The organism is Inquilinus limosus DSM 16000, assembly GCF_000423185.1.
Classification (GTDB): Bacteria; Pseudomonadota; Alphaproteobacteria; order DSM-16000; family Inquilinaceae; genus Inquilinus; species Inquilinus limosus.
In genome coordinates, this window is the sequence record NZ_AUHM01000001.1 from 698,310 (window position 1) to 714,091 (window position 15,782).

Consider the following 15,782-nt stretch of genomic DNA (forward strand, 5'->3'; position numbering starts at 1 on the left):
TATGGCCGGACTATGGTCCCACGGCCCGGCCGCTCTCGGTTTCGAACAGATGCAGCCGGTCGGGATCGAGGCTGATCGTTGCCGGCTCGTCCGGCTGGGCCGGGAAATGCGCATCGACCTGGGCGGTGAACTTGCTGCCCGCGACCTCGCCCAGGATTAGGGTGTGGGCGCCGAGGGGCTCGATCACCCGCGGCAGGATCGGCAGCGTCACCGGTCCGGCGGCGCCGCCCACCACATGCTCCGGCCGCAGGCCGATGGTGATGGGGAGGCCATCGCGCCCGGCCAGTGCCGCCTGCTTGGCCGCCGGCATCGGCAGCATCGTGCCGTCCTCCAGCCGCAGCCCCGGCGCGCCGCCATCGGCGACCAGCGTCGCCGGCAGGAAGTTCATGCTGGGGGCGCCGATGAAGGCGGCGACGAACAGGTTGGCCGGGCGTTCGTAGAGCGTCAGCGGCTCCGCCGCCTGCTCGATCCGGCCCTGGTTCATCACGACCACCCGGTCGGCCATGGTCATGGCCTCGACCTGGTCATGGGTGACGTAGACGATGGTGGTCTTGAGGCGCCGGTGCAGCGCCTTGATCTCGGCCCGCATCTCGATCCGCAGCTTGGCGTCGAGATTGGACAGCGGCTCGTCGAACAGGAACACGTCCGGGTCGCGGACGATGGCGCGGCCGATGGCGACGCGCTGGCGCTGCCCGCCCGAGAGCTGCTTCGGCCGGCGGTCGAGATAGGGATCGAGGCCGAGGATGCGCGCAGCCTCCTTGATCTTGGCGTCGATCGTAGCCTTCGGCTCGCCCCGCACCTTCATGCCGTAGCCGATGTTCTCGCGCACCGTCATGTGCGGATAGAGCGCGTAGTTCTGGAACACCATGGCGCAGTTGCGCAGTCCAGGGCGGAGCTGGGTGACGTCGCGGTCGCCGATGCGGATGGTGCCGCCGCTCGCCGCCTCCAGCCCGGCGATCATGCGCAGCGTCGTGGTCTTGCCGCAGCCCGACGGGCCGACCAGGACGACGAATTCGCGATCCGCGATCTCGAGGTCGAGCGACGGGATGACGGAGACGTCGCCATAGCTCTTGGTGACGGCTTCGAGTCTGACGCGGGCCATGATGTCCTTGGTCTCTGGAGACTCCGGTGGGGCACCGCCCCGCCGCCGGACGACGGCGGGGCGGCCTTGCTCCTACTTCTGCAAGGGCGGCAGCCCCATCGAGGCGCGGTAGGCGGCGAGTTGGGCGTCCCGGCCGAACTCATCGGTCAGCTTGTTCCACTGCTCGGCGATCGAATCGAGCGCCTGCTGCGGCGTCACCTCGCCCGCCAGCGCCTTGGACAGCTCGATCTCCAACACCTCGGTATAGGAGAAGTAGCCGGGGATGCGCATGTCGAGCGCCACGTTCTTGGCCTCGAGGCTGCCGCGCTGGGCCGCCAGGTACTCGTCCGCCTCCTCCTTGGTCATCTTGGCGAGCCAGCGGTCCGGCGCGAAATGGCTGAGGCGGTAGGGGTTGACGCCCGAGCCGCCGGTCACCGTCGCGGTGCCGCTGTTCTCCGGGTTCGAGACCCATTCGACGAAGTTCCAGGCGGCCTCGACGTTCTTGCCCGCCGAAGGCACCGCCGCCTGCCAGCCGCCGAAGGCCATGAAGGGCGAGAACACCGGCTGGTCGAACTTGTCCCAGCTCTTGGTCTTGTGGTTCCAGATTTCGGTCGAGCCCGGGGTCAGGGCCGAGCCGACATGGCCGGCCACCTTGCTCTGCGTCTTGTCGGCGCCGATCACGCCGGTGTCGCCCCAGTCGAAGTTCATCGCCACCTGGCCCCCGGAGAAGGCGGTGCGGATGTCGCCGGAGGAGAAGTTCAGAGCGCCGGGCGGCGAGAACTTCACCGACTTGATGTAGTCCTCCAGCGCCTTGGCCCAGCCCGGGTTGCTGACCTGGGCGTCCATGGTCTCCGGGTCGAAGAACATGCTGCCCGGATTCTGCGGGTCGTTGGTGTAGCTGGCGGCATGGGTGAAGAAGAACCAGAACTGCTGGCCGCCGCGCCGGAACGCCTCCGCCGTGCCCCACAGCTTCTGGTCGGGCCGGGTGAAGAACTCGGCGATGTCGTAGTATTCCTTCCAGGTCTTCGGCGGGGCAAGGTCGTAGCCGTACTTGGCCTTGAACGCCTCCTTCTCCTTCGGGTCGTCGAACAGGTCCTTGCGATAGGACAGGGTGTGGAGGTCGCCGTCGATGGTCTGCGACAGGTGCTTGCCGTCCCACACCATCAGCCGGTCGCGATAGACCGGGGCGATGTCCTCCCAGTCCTTGCCCTGGCGCACCGACTCCGGCATCTCCGACAGGTAGGGTGAGAAGTCCGGCATCCAGGCCGGGGCGAAGGTGATGACGTCGAAGGTGGATTCGCCCGCCGTCATCGCCGTCAGGTATTTCGGGTACAGCTCGCCGAACGGGAATTCGACGACATTGACCTTGCCGCAGGTCTTCTGCTCCCAGGTCTTGGCCGCCATCTGCAGCGCCAGGGCGATGAACGGCCCGGTCTGCGAGCCCGCGGTCAGCGTCACCCCGGAATAGTCGGGATCGCAGGCCGCCGCGGCGGGGCCGTGGAGCGCCGCGGTCAGCGCCAGGGCGCCGGCGGCGGCAAGAAGCATCGATTTCATTCTTGGTCCTCCCTGTCTCGCGATCATCGGATGCTGCCCAGCAGCAGGCCGGATCGCATCAGCCTGGCCAGGATGATCGCCATCACCATCATCGGCCCGATCGAGATCATGGCGGCGACCGAGATCGCCCACCACTCGTCGCCGCGATAGGAGTTCTGCCCCGACAGCATGATCGGCAGGGTCTGCCAGCTTCCGGCGGTCAGCAGCAACGAGAAGAGGAACTCGTTCCAGACGAAGCTGAGCGTGATCATCCCCGTCGCGATCAGCCCGGGCCGCGCCATCGGCAGCACGATCTCGAGAAAGATGCGGAAGCGCGGCACGTCGTCGACCAGCGCCGCCTCCTCGATCTCGACCGGCAGCGCCTGGAAGAAGTCGCGCATCAGCCAGACCACGATCGGCAGCGAGAACGCCGTGTAGCACAGGGTCATGCCCCAGAAGCTGTCGAGCAGCGGCAGGCCCGCCTTGCCGACCTCGGAATAGAGGAGATAGAGCGCGAAGGCGGTGACGATCGGCGGGAACATGCGCTGGCTGACGAACCAGAACACGACGTCGTCATTGCCCAGCACCGGTCCGGGCAGGCGCAGCGCGTTGAGAGGGACGGACACCAGCAGCGCCGTGACCAGCGCGCCGCCCAGCGCCTGCAGCCGGGTCAGGCCGAGGACGTTCGACAGCAGCAGGAAGCCGCCGATCGCGACCACGGCGAAGGCGATTCCGGCCAGGAGGCGGACCTGGAACGGAAACCGCACCAGCGCATAGGCCGCCATCGATCCCAGGATCACCGACAGCACCGTGGCCGACAGCCCGATCAGGGTGGAGTTGACGAAGGGCGTGATGAAGTTGCCGCGGACGCCCGTCAAGGCATCGATCCAGGCCTGCAGCGTCGGCTGGAAATCGATCCAGGGCAGATAGGTCGGCCCGCCGCTGACGGCGGTCGGCGGCTTGAACGAGGTGATCAGCGCCCAGTAGACCGGGAACAGAGTCACCAGGAACCAGGCCAGGCAGAGCAGGAAGACGAGGCGGCGCCGCGTGCCGGAAGGAGTCATCGCCGCTTCTCCAGATGCGGCTTCAGGACCGCGAGATAGATCGTGCCGAAGACGATGATCACGATCAGGAACAGGAAGCTGAGGGCCGAAGTGTAGCCCAGGTTGAACTTCTTGAACCCTTCCTGATAGGCGAACAGGGTCAGGGTCTCGGTCGAGACGCCAGGGCCGCCGCCGGTCAGGACGAAGACCGTGTCGATGATCTTGAAGCCTTCGACGATGCGGATGAAGACGACCGCGGCCGAAATCGGCAGCAGCATCGGGAAGGTGATGCCCCAGAACTGCTGCCAGGCGCTTGCGTTCTCGAGCTGCGCCGCCTCGTACACGTCCTGCGGCAGGCTCTGCAGCCCGGCCAGCATCATCAGGATGACGAAGGGCGTCCATTGCCAGACCTCGACCGCGATGATGGTGCCCAGCGCCCAGGTCGCGTCGGTCAGGAACGGCAGGTTCGGCAGGCCGAACTGGGTGAACATGTCGTTCACCGGCCCTACGGTCGAATGGAACAGCATGCGCCCGACCAGCGACACGGCGATCGGCGCCATCAGCATCGGCAGCAGGAAGCCGACGCGGAACAGACGCTCACCCGGAATTTTGCTATGCAGCGCCAGCGCGATGGCGAAGCCGAGCACGTACTGGACCGCGACCGAGAGGAAGACGACGGTCGCGGTGGTCCGGACGGTGGCCCAGAAGCGCGGATTGGCGAGCAGCGAGGCGTAGTTGTCGAGCCCGACGAAGCGCGGCGGCAGCGGCGGCACCAGCCGCATGCTCTGGAAGCTGATGGTCAGCGAGTAGATGAGAGGAAAGATGCCGACCACGAGGACGACGAGGAAGGCCGGCCAGATGAAGGCGTGCTTGATCGGCTCCCGCAACGTCGATGCCTCCCCTCGCCGGCGCTCGCTGTCGCACGGCTTCGTTCACTTGTCGTACGTTATGGTGACTCGCCCCGCCGGCGCAACCGGCGGAACGGAAGGGAGAAGGAACTGATGGACACCGTCGACCCCGCGCGCAATGCCGCCCCTGCCCTGCCGGCCGGCGGCATCTCGGCGGTGATCTTCGATTGCGACGGGGTGCTGGTCGACAGCGAGATCATCGCCTGCCGCGCGGTGGCCGAGCTGATCGCGCGGCACGAACCGCGGGCGCCGGTCGAGGAGCTGGTGGAGCAGCTGGTCGGCACCCCTGATCTGCACATCGTGCGCCAGGTGGCGGCGCGCTTCGGCACGGTGTTTCCGGAGGATATCGGCCCGCGCATGGCGCAGGTGATCGACGACGCGCTGGCGCTGAGCCTCGACGCGATCCCGGGGGTGCAGGCGGCACTGGCCGACCTCGGCCTGCCGATGGCGGTGGCCTCGAACAGCCACGCCGCGCGGGTTCGCCGCTCGCTGGAGATCGCTGGCCTCACCAGCCTGTTCGGCGCGCATGTCTACACGCCGGAGGTGGTGCCGCGGCCGAAGCCGGCGCCGGACCTTTACCTGCACGCGGCGGCGCAGTTGGGCGTCGAGTCCGGCCGCTGCCTGGTGATCGAGGACAGCGTCACCGGCACCACGGCCGGCGTCGCCGCCGGCATGACGGTGATCGGCTTCTTCGGCGGCCGCCACATCCGCGACGGCCATGCCGACCGGCTGCGCGCCGCCGGCGCCCGGCTGATCTGCCCGCATATGGACGATCTGGCCGGGCTGGTGGCGGGCCTCCGGGGCTGACCTGCGGTCAGGCGACGGCCGCCTGCGCGGGCTCGACCCGGACCACGGTCAGGTTGCGCGGCTTGCCGGAGGGGGTGATCCAGGTGATGGTCTGGCCGCGGCGCAGGCCGATCAGCGCGGCGCCGACCGGGGTCAGCACCGACAGGCGGCCGGCCTCGATGTCGGCCTCGTCCGGATACACCAGGGTGACCGTGTGCTCCTCACCGGTCTCGTCGTCGCGGTAGGTGACGGTCGAGTGCATCTGGACCACGCCTTTGGCCGCGGTCGCATCGATGATCCGGGCGCGGTCGAGCTCCGCCGCCAGGAAGTCGGCGACCGCCGGGAAGGCATCCGCCGCGGCGTCGGCCAGCGCCGCGAGGCGATCATAGTCGCCGGCGGTGACATGGATCTCCGGACGCTTGGGCAGGCTTCTGCGGGACATGCCGACTTTCCTTTCTTCTGGCGGCCATCTCGGGGATCACGCCCCGAAGGCCTTGGTTGCGACCGGCGCCGCATGACGGCCGGGACGCGGGAAACTTGGAACAGGGGGGAAACGGGGTCGCGCGGCGCGACGAAGGCGAGAACGGACGGACGGGGGCGGCCCAACCATGGGGGCATCGCCCCCGAGGTCAGCAGCCCCGGGCTTGAAGCGGCGTTCGACGCGCCGCCAACGGGTTCGTCCACAGTGTTCTCATGATGATTGAGAGATAGGTGGTCGGGCCGCAACCGTCAACCGGCTCGGTCCGGATCCGCATCGGTCAAGAAAAAGGCCGCGCGGCGAGGACGCCGCGCGGCCGCTCTTGCCGGAGGCCGGTCAGAGCACGAAGTCGGACGCCTCCAGGACGGTGTGGGTCCGGACGAAGATCTCGAAATCCGCCCGGCCGTCGCCGTTGATGTCGCCGACCACGCTGCCGCTGTTGAACTCGCCGGCGATGAAGCGCAGCTCGCCCGCGACATTGTGGAAGGCCTGGCCGCCGATGAAGGTGAAGGCCTGGTTGCCGGCCAGGGTGGTGTTCGCGTCGATCGCGGACAGGTCGACCTTGTCGCCCTCGACGCGGATGAAGTCGTAGACGATGTCCCGGCCGCCGCCGACCGGGCTTTCCGACGGGGCGGTGAAACGGAACGTGTCGGCATCGTCGCCGCCGCTCATGATGTCGGCGCCGGCGCCGCCGATCAGCACGTCCTGGCCCAGCCCGCCCTTGAGGTTGTCGTTGCCGGCCCCGCCCCTGAGCAGGTCGGCGCCGGTTCCGCCGGAGAGCTGGTCGTTGCCGGCCCCACCGTCGAGCGTGTCGTCGCCGAGCCAGCCGTTCATCGTGTCCGCGCCGGAGGTGCCGGCCCGGATGTCGTTGACGTCACGGATCGCGGTATGGAGCTCGGTCAGCGCCTGCGCCGACGTCTCGGCAATCCCCTCGAGCGTCCCGGCCAGGGCGATCAGGGCGTCGAGCTGCGGCACCCCGCCGCCGATGTCCTGGAACTCGGCGATCACCTCCTTCAGGTCCTGGACCACGTCGGAGATGTTCATCACACTCATATCGAGCACGGCCTGCAGGCCGTCCCGGCCGTTGACGCCGCCGATCAGGCTCTCCAGCGCGGCGCCGATCACACCGTTCTCGCCGAAGAACTGGTTGATCACCGCCTCGGGCGCCACGCCGTGCAGCAGGCCGTTGTCGCCGGCCAGGAGGTCGGCGACCGTGCCGGCGATGGCCAGCGGGCCCGCGACCTTGATCACCTCACCGCCGACGGCCAGCACGCCGACATCCAGCAGGGTGTTGAACACGTCCCCGATCAGACCATCGCCGAGCGCCCCACGCAAGCCGATCTGGTCGCCGCCGAGGATGCCGAACTCGCCGAAGAAGTTGCCGATCAGGCCGCCATCGCCTTGCAGCAGGCTGCCGTTCAGCGCCCCGCCGAGCACGTCGCCGAGCAGCGTGTTGAGCACGCCGGCGGCCCCGCCGAGCACGCTGTCGAGCAGGCCGGACACGCCGCCGCTGTCGATCACGTTCTGCAACAAGACGTCCGGCGACAGGGCGCCGAGGGCGCCGAGCAGCAGGTCGGTCAGGCCGCTGCCGTCCGGGCCCAGCACGTCGCCGAGCAGACCGCCGAGGATGCCGTCGGTCAGCAGCCCGTCGAGGACGTCCAGCCCCGGCAGCTGATCGAAGATCCCGCCGATGGCCTCGCCGATGTCGGTGCCGACGCCGAGCTCGGCCAGGACGCCGCCGATCAGGCCGTCCGGATCGAGCAGGTTGCCGATGATGCCGGTGACGCTGAGGTCGTCGAACAGCCCGCCGACATCGCCCAGAACGCCGCCGATCAGGCTGGTGACGAGCCCGCCGTCGCCCACCAGGCCGTCGGCGAGGCCGCCGAGGATGTCGGCCACGTTGGCGAGCAGGCCGTCGGGGTCGAGCAGCGAGCCGACCAGGTCGCCGGAGCCCTGCACGACCTCGACGAGCTGGGTCAGCAGCCCGTCCTCGCCCAGCAGGCCGCCGAGCACACCGTCGGCGCTGAGCAGACCGCCCTCGCCGAACAGCCCGCCGAGCAGGTCGTCGAGCGGCACGCCGCCGATCGCGCCGCCGAGCAGGCCACCGAGATTGCCGAGCAGGCCGGTCACGATCCCGCCGATCAGGTCGGGGGTGAGCAGCTCGCCGAGCAGGCCGCCGGCATCGGTGAGCCCGCCGAGGAGATCCCCGAGCAGGCCGCCGAGGCCGCCGCCGAGCAGGCCGCCGAGCAGACTGTCCAGGAGCCCGCCGACACCCCCGAGAAGGCCGCCGAGCAAGCCACCGACGCCGTCCACGACGCCGTCCAGAAGACCGCCCTCGCCCAGAAGACCGTCCAGCAGCCCTCCAAGCAAGCCGTCGCCATCAAGAAGTCCATCCAAGGAATCTGTGGAAACCATCATCTCCTCCTCCAGGGAAATGGATATCCCAGACGCCACCGTTCTCTTGACGGTTTTGAGCCTCTGCTTTCGAGGCTATCACGCATCGTGGAGGACAATAAGACTTTATGCAGGAAAAATTAGGAATCAGAACAGATCAATTGCAGCAATATTTACAGGACATTCGATTTCATTTTGCATAAAATGTTAATCAGAATGAACCGCATCGCTGCATCCGTCGAGCGGCCGACGGATGCAAGGCGACGCTTCCGGCACGTCAGGAACGGCGGAGCAGATCCTCGACCTCGTCGCGCCGCGGCATCGACGGCGCGGTGCCCGCGCGGGTCACCGAGATCCCGGCGACGGCGCAGCCGAAGCGGACCGCCTCGGCCACCGGACGGTCCTCGGCCAGGGCCAGGGCGAAGCCGCCGTTGAAGGCGTCGCCCGCGCCGGCGGTCTCGACCGCCTCTCCCGCCGAGAAGGCCGGGACATGCACGGTCTCCGACCGACTCCTCAGCAGCGCGCCCTTGGCCCCGAGGGTGACGATCACCGTGCCGACGCCCTTGCCCAGCAGCACCTCCGCCGCCCGGGCGGCCTGCTGACCGCTGTCGACCGCGAAATCGACCAGGCTCTCCGCCTCGGTCTCGTTCGGCGTGAGATAGTCGACCAGGGGGTAGAGGTCGTCCGGCAGGGTCATGGCCGGTGCCGGGTTCAGGATCGTGGTCACCCCGTGCCGCCGCGCGATCTCCAGCCCGCGGCGCACCACCGGCAGCGGCAGCTCGAGCTGGGCGACGAAGACCCGCGCCGCGGCGATGGCGGGCGCCGCCGCCTCCATCTCGGCCTCGGTCAGCGCCGCAGCGGCCCCCGGCTCGATGATGATGGCGTTCTCGCCGGTCTTGCCGTCGACGAAGATGAAGGCGGCGCCGGTCGGCCGTTCCGGATCGGTCAGAACATGGGTGGCGTCGATCCCTTCCTCGGCGTAGAGCCCGCGCGCCATCTGGCCGAACGGGTCGGTGCCGAGCTTGGTGATGAAGGCGACGTCGGCGCCGGCCCGCGCCGCGGCGACCGACTGGTTCGAGCCCTTGCCGCCGGGGCCGAGCTTGAACCCGTTCGACAGCAGGGTCTCGCCCATCACCGGCAGTCGGGCGGCGCGGAAGGCGAGATCGGCGACGAACACGCCTTGGATGGCGATCTTAACCCGCATGTCTCCCTCTCTCTGCGTCCTGCGTCGCCTTGCGGTGAGTCGAATGCGGGCGCGGGCCGCGAAGAGCGTATCGGGTCATATGGTCGAGCGGCCCGCGCCCGCAGGCGGCCACCGCAAGGCGACCCTCCGGGCCGGTTGAAAATGCCGACCAGGGGCGTCGAACGGCTTGCGCGATGAACCACATCGCGCCGCGCCCTCCTCCTGCCCGGTCGGCATTTTGAACCGGCGCAGGACACAGGGAGGGGGAGGCATGCGGGTTGGAAGCCATGGGTCCGATCCTACTTCGGCGGGATCACGCCCATCTTCAGCAGGAAGCAGCCGTAGAAGCGCCCTTCCCCGGCCCGGACCACGGCATAGGCGCGCTTCGCCTCCTCGTAGAAGGCGAAGCGCTCGATCGAACCCATTGGCCAGGGCCGCCCCTCTGCCCGGTCGATCTCGGCCTGGACCTCGCGCTGCACCTCCGGGATCTCGTCCGGCTGCCCCACCACCTCCATCCGCCGCGCCGGATGCTCGACGAAGCTGTCGAGGGGCATCAGCGACAGGATCGCCCGCACCGCCCGGGCGGCGCTGACGCCCGGCAGCTCGATCGGGGTCTTGATCATGGTGTGCTGCGCCACCGACCGGGACGGGAAATTGGTGTCGCAGATCACCAGGTCGTCGCCATGCCCCATGCCGGCCAGGACGGTCAGCAGATCCGGGGTGATGATCGGATCGATATTTTTCAGCATTTTTCAGCAGCTTCCCTGGGTTTCCTCAGGCGACACGGGACCTTGGCCGCGCCCGCCCTCGCGCCTTGATTTGTCGTGCTTTTCGGCACGGCGCATTCTGGATCACCGGCGCGACGCTTGGCAACATGGCCGTCGCGCCCCGGCTCGTGTATACGGTGCCGCCATGTCGCTCCTCAGCCGCTACATGCTCCGCCAGATCGCGGTCGCCACGGTGCTCGCCACCGTGATTCTGGTCTTCGCGATCATGCTCACCACCTCGATGCGGCTGATCCAGCTGATCGTCGACGGCGGCGTCGGCGTCGGGATGTTCCTCGAGCTGGTCTTCCTGTCGATGCCGGAGTTCCTGATCGCGGTGCTGCCGGTCGGCGTCGTGGCGGCCTGCCTGATCGTCTACAACCGGATGCTGGCCGACGGCGAGCTGCTGGTGATGCGCGGCGCCGGCATCGGCCAGATCCGGCTGGCCCTGCCCGGCCTGCTGATGGGGCTGGTCATCACCGGCGTCAGCTACAGCATGACGCTGTATTTCTGGCCGGTGGCCAATCGCGAGTTCCGCGACCTGACGGCGATGGCCCAGTCGGACGTCTCCGCCGCCTTCCTGCAGACCGGCGAGTTCAACGCCATCGGCGACACCAAGACGGTGTTCGTGCGCAGCCGCAACCCGGTGACCGGCGATCTCAGCGGCATCCTGGTGCACATCACCGACAACGAGGACCAGCCGGTCACCATCATCGCCGATCGCGGCTATGTCGAGGACAGCGAGGACGGGCCGCGGATCGTGGCGCTGGACGGCGTGATCCAGCAGCTCGACCGCAAGACCGGCAAGGTCGACCCGGTGGCCTTCGACAGCTACACCGTGCCGCTGAACACCCCCGGCGCCGAGGACCTCGCCCGCAGCTACCGCGCCCCGTCCGAGCGGTTCCTGCCCGAACTGCTGTACCCCGACACGAACTCACCCCGCGATCAGAAGAACTACAACCGGTTGGTGATGGAGGGGCACAAGCGCATCACCGATCCCCTGCTGCCCTTCGCCTATGTCGTTTTCTGCCTCGGCGTTCTTCTGAGCGGCGACTACAATCGCCGTGGCCTGGGCCGCCGCATCCTGGCCGCCACGATCGGCGTCGTCGCGGTGCAGGCCACGACGATGAGCATCGCCGGCATGGCCCGCGATTCGCTGCAGCTGGTGCCGATCATGTATGTGCTGCCGGTCCTGACCATGATCGCCGGCTTCACCATCCTGCTGCTGTCGCGGCGACGGAAGGTCCCGACGGAGGCTCCCGCAGGCCCCGATCTGGCGCCGGCCTGAGGCGTCCGGGGCCTATCACAGGGCCTGGACGATACCACTGCCCGAACCACAATCTGTTGTGGTTCAAAGGCCGGTCACAAACGGCATTTGGTCTGATCCCGGTGGGCCGCTATAAGCGCTCCATGCCCCGCGACCCGCTCTCCGTCCTGCACGACGTCTTCGGCTACACCGCCTTCCGCGGCCAGCAGGCGGAGATCGTCGGCCATGTCGTGTCCGGCGGCGACGCGCTGGTGCTGATGCCGACCGGCGGCGGCAAGTCGCTGTGCTACCAGGTGCCGGCGCTGGTGCGGCCGGGGCTCGGCGTCGTCGTGTCGCCGCTGATCGCGCTGATGCAGGACCAGGTCGAGACGCTGCGCCAGCTCGGCGTCCGCGCCGCGGCGCTGCATTCCGCCCTGCCGCCCGGCTCTACGCGCGGCATCGCCCGGGCGATGCGGTCGGGCGAGCTGGACCTGCTCTACGTCTCGCCCGAGCGGCTGTTGACCGACGGGCTGCTCGACATGCTGGACGACTGCAAGCTGGCGCTGTTCGCCATCGACGAGGCGCATTGCGTGTCGCAATGGGGCCACGACTTCCGGCCGGAATACCTGCAGCTGGATATGCTGGCGACGCGCTATCCGGGCGTGCCCCGCATCGCGCTCACCGCCACCGCCGACGGCCCGACCCGGCGCGACATCGCCGAGCGGCTGAAGCTGCAGAACGGCCGCGTCTTCGTCGCCGGCTTCGACCGGCCGAACATCCGCTACCGCATCGTGCCGAAGGAGAATCCCAGGGCGCAGCTGCTGTCCTTCATCCGGCGCGAGCATCCGAACGAGGCCGGCATCGTCTACTGCCTGTCGCGCAGCAAGGTCGAGGCGACGGCGGAATGGCTGCGCGGCGAGGGCATCGAGGCCCTGCCCTACCATGCCGGGCTGGACCGCGAGGTGCGGGCCGGCAACCAGGACCGTTTCCTCAAGGAGGACGGCGTGGTCATGGTCGCGACCATCGCCTTCGGCATGGGCATCGACAAGCCGGATGTCCGCTTCGTCGCCCATCTCGACCTGCCGAAGAGCCTGGAGGCCTATTACCAGGAGACCGGCCGCGCCGGCCGCGACGGGCTGCCGTCCGACGCCTGGATGGCCTACGGCATCCAGGATGTCGGCAAGATCCAGGGGCTGATCGCCGACTCGGACGCGCCGGAGCGGCAGAAGCAGATCGATCGGCAGAAGCTGGACGCCCTGCTCGGCTATTGCGAGACGGTGCGCTGCCGGCGCCAGGTGCTGCTGGAGTATTTCGCCGACGCGCTGCCGCAGCCCTGCGGAAACTGCGATACCTGCCTGGAGCCGGTCGAGTCCTTCGACGGCACCGAGCTGGCGCGCAAGGCGCTGTCCTGCGTCTACCGCACCGGCCAGCGCTTCGGCGTCGGCCATGTCATCGACGTGCTGACCGGCAGCGAGACCGACCGCGTCCGCCAGCTCGGCCACGACCGGCTGAGCACCTGGGGCATCGGCCGCGATCTGTCGAAGCAGGAATGGAAGTCGGTGTTCCGCCAGCTGGTGGCCGCCGGCCTCTTGATCGTCGACACCGAGGGCCATGGCGGGCTGCATCTGGCGCCCGACTGCCGCGAGGTGCTGCGCGGCGAGAAGCAGATCCATCTGCGGCGCGAGGCGGTGAAGCGGGCCGCCCGCGGCAAGGCTGGCGGCCGCACCGTGCGGGCGCTGCCGGACGACCCGGCCGAGGCGTCGCTGTTCCAGGCGCTGCGGGCGAAGCGGCTGGAGCTGGCGCGCGAGCAGGGCGTGCCGCCCTATGTCATCTTCCACGATGCGACCCTGACCGAGCTGGCCCATGCCCGGCCGCGCTCGATCACCGAATTCGCCGCCATCCCCGGCGTCGGCCAGGCCAAGCTGCTGCGCTATGCCGATGCCTTCCTCGAGGTGATCGAGCAGCACGCGGAGTAGCGGCCCTTTCACCAGACGAACGGCACCAGCCGGTGACGAACGCGCCGGGCATAGTCCGGATAGCCGGGCAGGCCGCGATGCAGCTCGCGGTCCTCGAGCGCGGTGCGCATCGCCAGGATGACGGCGAAGGCGATGCAGGCGACGAGCCCCCACCAGGAGCCGAGCATCAGCGCGGTCGCCGCGAACCAGACCAGTGCCGCGGTGTAGAGCGGGTGTCGCACCACCGCATAGGGCCCGGTCGTGATCACCCTGTGCGCCCGCTCCTCCTGGATCCGCACCACCGGCGCCAGGAAGGTGTTCTCGCGGAAGACGAGGCCCATGGCGAGGAGCGAGAGAATCAGTGCCGCCGCCCCGGCCCATTGCAGCCAGGCCGGCATCGCCGACCAGCCGAAGCGCACCGCATCCAACCCGATCAGCACCAGCCAGAGCGGGAACAGCGCGAACAGGACCGGCAGCAGGATCCGGTCCCACAGCGGCTGGCCCTTCTGGAACGGCGATTTCATCCGTTCCTGCAGCAGCGCCGGGTCGTGCCGCGCCAGCCAAAGGCAGAACGGCACGGCGAGGCCGAAGAACAGGACCAGATAGACCCAGGCGGCCGGCCAGCGCAGCGTCCCGGCCGCGCCGAACAGCAGCAGCGCGAAGACCAGGGCTTCGATCGCGAGGGCGATCCAGACCTTCCTCGGCATCGCTCCGTTCCTCCGTCAGGCCGGCCCTGCGCCGATCGGGTTTGACCGGCCCGTCCCGCTGGCCGAAAGATGTCGGCCCGGTTTCGACTGAACAACATCGCCGCCGACCGACATGTCCAAGTCCCGCCGCCCCGCCACCATCCTCGCCCATGCCGGCCGCCACCCGAGAGCCAATCACGGCATGGTCAACCCGCCCGTCTATCACACGTCGACCGTGCTGTGGCCGACGGTGGCGACGATGGACGCGGCGCATAGCGGCTTCGAGCACGGCCAGTACAGCTACGGCCGGATCGGCACCCCGACCAGCGAAGCCTTCGAGGACGCGGTCGCGGCGATCGAGGGCGGCCATGGCGCCATCGCCGTCTCCTCCGGCCTCGCCGCGGTCAACGTGGCGCTGACCGCCTTCGTCCGGGCCGGCGACCATGTGCTGATCACCGACAGCGCCTATGGCCCGACCCGGCGCTACGCCGATGCGGTGCTGAGCCGGTTCGGCGTCGAGGTCGAGTACTACGACCCGCTGATCGGCGCCGGGATCGAGCGGCTGTTCCGCGACAACACCCGGCTGGTCTATCTCGAATCGCCGGGCTCGCTGACCTTCGAGGTGCAAGACGTGCCGGCGATCGCGACCGCCGCCCGGGCGCGCGGCATCGTGACGGCCCTGGACAACACCTGGGCCACGCCGCTCCATTTCGACGCCTTCGGCCACGGCGTCGACGTCACGGTGCATGCCGCGACCAAATACATGGTCGGCCATTCCGACGCGATGATGGGCATCATCGGGGCCAAGGACAAATCGGTCTGGCAGACGCTGAAGACCTGTGCCGTCCTGGCCGGCCACTGCGCCGGGCCGGACGACCTGTATCTCGCCCAGCGCGGCCTGCGCACCATGGGGGTGCGGCTGCGCCAGCACCAGGAGAACGCGCTGGAGGTCGCGCTCTGGCTGCAGGCCCGGCCCGAAGTGTCGCGCGTGCTGTACCCCGCCCTGCCCCAGGATCCTGGCCATGCGCTGTGGCGCCGCGACTTCACCGGCGCCTCCGGCCTGTTCGCGATCGTGCTGAAGCCGGCCTCCAAGGCCCAGGTTGCGGCGATGCTGGACGGCATGGAGCTGTTCCAGATGGGCGCCAGCTGGGGCGGCTATGAGAGCCTGATCCTGCCGACCCATCCTGAGAAGATCCGCACCGCCACGCGCTGGGAGGCCGAGGGGCCGGGCATCCGGCTGCATGTCGGGCTGGAGGATCCGGCCGACCTGATCGCCGATCTGGAGGCCGGCCTCGACCGGCTGAGGGCCGCGGCATGAACGCGGAGACGCTTCTCGACGAGGTCCGGTTCGACGCCGACGGGCTGGTCCCGACCATCGCCCAGCAGCACGACAGCGGCGAGATCCTGATGCTGGCCTGGATGAACCGTGAGGCGCTGGCCGAGACGCTGGCGACCGGCCGGGTCTGCTACTGGTCGCGCTCGCGCCGGGCGCTGTGGCGCAAGGGCGACACCTCCGGCCAGGTGCAGCGACTGGTCGAGCTGCGCCTGGACTGCGACGGCGACGCCGTGCTGGTCCGGGTCGACCAGACCGGCGTGGCCTGCCACACCGGCCGGCGCAGCTGCTTCTTCCGGGTTGCCCGCGACGGCGCCTGGCACACCGACCTGCCGGTGCTGCAGGACCCGAAGGCGCTGTACGGGCACGGTCACGAGTGATCGGGCGGGTGG

Annotated in this window: 14 protein-coding genes; 5 read left to right on the top strand and 9 right to left on the bottom strand. The window is 69.0% G+C overall.

What is annotated here, in order from left to right; translation table 11 throughout:
• Window positions 1-10 precede the first annotated feature (10 nt).
• From G537_RS0103420 to G537_RS0103435, 4 genes are all read right to left on the bottom strand, one after another.
• Window positions 11-1,102, bottom strand: a complete 1,092-nt coding sequence (locus tag G537_RS0103420; RefSeq protein WP_026868912.1) for an ABC transporter ATP-binding protein — start codon at window positions 1,100-1,102, stop codon at window positions 11-13.
• Between the two features lie 72 nt (window positions 1,103-1,174).
• A complete protein-coding gene (locus G537_RS0103425) occupies window positions 1,175-2,635 on the bottom strand; it encodes an extracellular solute-binding protein (RefSeq protein ID WP_026868913.1) in 1,461 nt (486 codons plus the stop codon).
• 23 nt (window positions 2,636-2,658) lie between these two features.
• Window positions 2,659-3,678, bottom strand: coding sequence for a carbohydrate ABC transporter permease (locus tag G537_RS0103430; protein ID WP_026868914.1), 1,020 nt, complete (start codon window positions 3,676-3,678; stop codon window positions 2,659-2,661).
• Entirely contained in the window at window positions 3,675-4,544 is an 870-nt protein-coding gene (locus G537_RS0103435) for a carbohydrate ABC transporter permease (RefSeq protein WP_026868915.1), read from the bottom strand. Before G537_RS0103435 ends, G537_RS0103430 begins: the two co-directional genes overlap by 4 nt.
• Window positions 4,545-4,658: 114 nt before the next feature.
• On the opposite strand from G537_RS0103435, the gene G537_RS0103440 reads away from it, so the two are divergent.
• Entirely contained in the window at window positions 4,659-5,372 is a 714-nt protein-coding gene (locus tag G537_RS0103440) for an HAD family hydrolase (protein WP_051247760.1), read from the top strand.
• A 7-nt stretch (window positions 5,373-5,379) separates the two neighbouring features.
• Here the strand turns inward: G537_RS0103440 and rnk are convergent, their stop codons facing one another.
• The 4 genes from rnk to G537_RS0103460 form a co-directional block, all read right to left on the bottom strand.
• Complete coding sequence (gene rnk, locus G537_RS0103445) at window positions 5,380-5,793, bottom strand: nucleoside diphosphate kinase regulator (protein WP_026868917.1); 414 nt, start codon at window positions 5,791-5,793, stop codon at window positions 5,380-5,382.
• 372 nt (window positions 5,794-6,165) lie between these two features.
• Window positions 6,166-8,247, bottom strand: coding sequence for a calcium-binding protein (locus G537_RS45355; protein ID WP_155888479.1), 2,082 nt, complete (start codon window positions 8,245-8,247; stop codon window positions 6,166-6,168).
• A 253-nt stretch (window positions 8,248-8,500) separates the two neighbouring features.
• Window positions 8,501-9,427: a ribokinase gene (gene rbsK / locus G537_RS0103455; protein WP_026868918.1), complete on the bottom strand. Its 927-nt coding sequence runs from the start codon at window positions 9,425-9,427 to the stop codon at window positions 8,501-8,503.
• 278 nt (window positions 9,428-9,705) lie between these two features.
• Complete coding sequence (locus G537_RS0103460; RefSeq protein WP_026868919.1) at window positions 9,706-10,155, bottom strand: RbsD/FucU family protein; 450 nt, start codon at window positions 10,153-10,155, stop codon at window positions 9,706-9,708.
• 163 nt (window positions 10,156-10,318) lie between these two features.
• On the opposite strand from G537_RS0103460, the gene G537_RS0103465 reads away from it, so the two are divergent.
• Together G537_RS0103465 and recQ are read left to right on the top strand one after the other, a co-directional pair.
• Window positions 10,319-11,458 carry an LptF/LptG family permease gene (locus G537_RS0103465; RefSeq protein ID WP_026868920.1) on the top strand — a complete coding sequence of 380 codons (1,140 nt, stop codon included), beginning with the start codon at window positions 10,319-10,321 and terminating at the stop codon, window positions 11,456-11,458.
• Window positions 11,459-11,580: 122 nt separating this feature from the next.
• Window positions 11,581-13,392: a DNA helicase RecQ gene (gene recQ, locus G537_RS0103470; protein ID WP_026868921.1), complete on the top strand. Its 1,812-nt coding sequence runs from the start codon at window positions 11,581-11,583 to the stop codon at window positions 13,390-13,392.
• A gap of 8 nt (window positions 13,393-13,400) precedes the next feature.
• Here recQ and G537_RS0103475 read toward each other — a convergent pair whose 3' ends face one another.
• Window positions 13,401-14,078 (bottom strand): methyltransferase family protein, encoded by a 678-nt coding sequence (locus tag G537_RS0103475; RefSeq protein WP_026868922.1) that lies wholly within the window; start codon window positions 14,076-14,078, stop codon window positions 13,401-13,403.
• A 112-nt stretch (window positions 14,079-14,190) separates the two neighbouring features.
• Between G537_RS0103475 and metC the strand changes: the two genes are divergently transcribed.
• Together metC and hisI are read left to right on the top strand one after the other, a co-directional pair.
• Window positions 14,191-15,375 (top strand): cystathionine beta-lyase, encoded by a 1,185-nt coding sequence (gene metC / locus G537_RS0103480; protein WP_026868923.1) that lies wholly within the window; start codon window positions 14,191-14,193, stop codon window positions 15,373-15,375.
• Complete coding sequence (hisI, locus tag G537_RS0103485) at window positions 15,372-15,770, top strand: phosphoribosyl-AMP cyclohydrolase (protein WP_026868924.1); 399 nt, start codon at window positions 15,372-15,374, stop codon at window positions 15,768-15,770. Before metC ends, hisI begins: the two co-directional genes overlap by 4 nt.
• The last annotated feature ends 12 nt before the right edge of the window (window positions 15,771-15,782 follow it).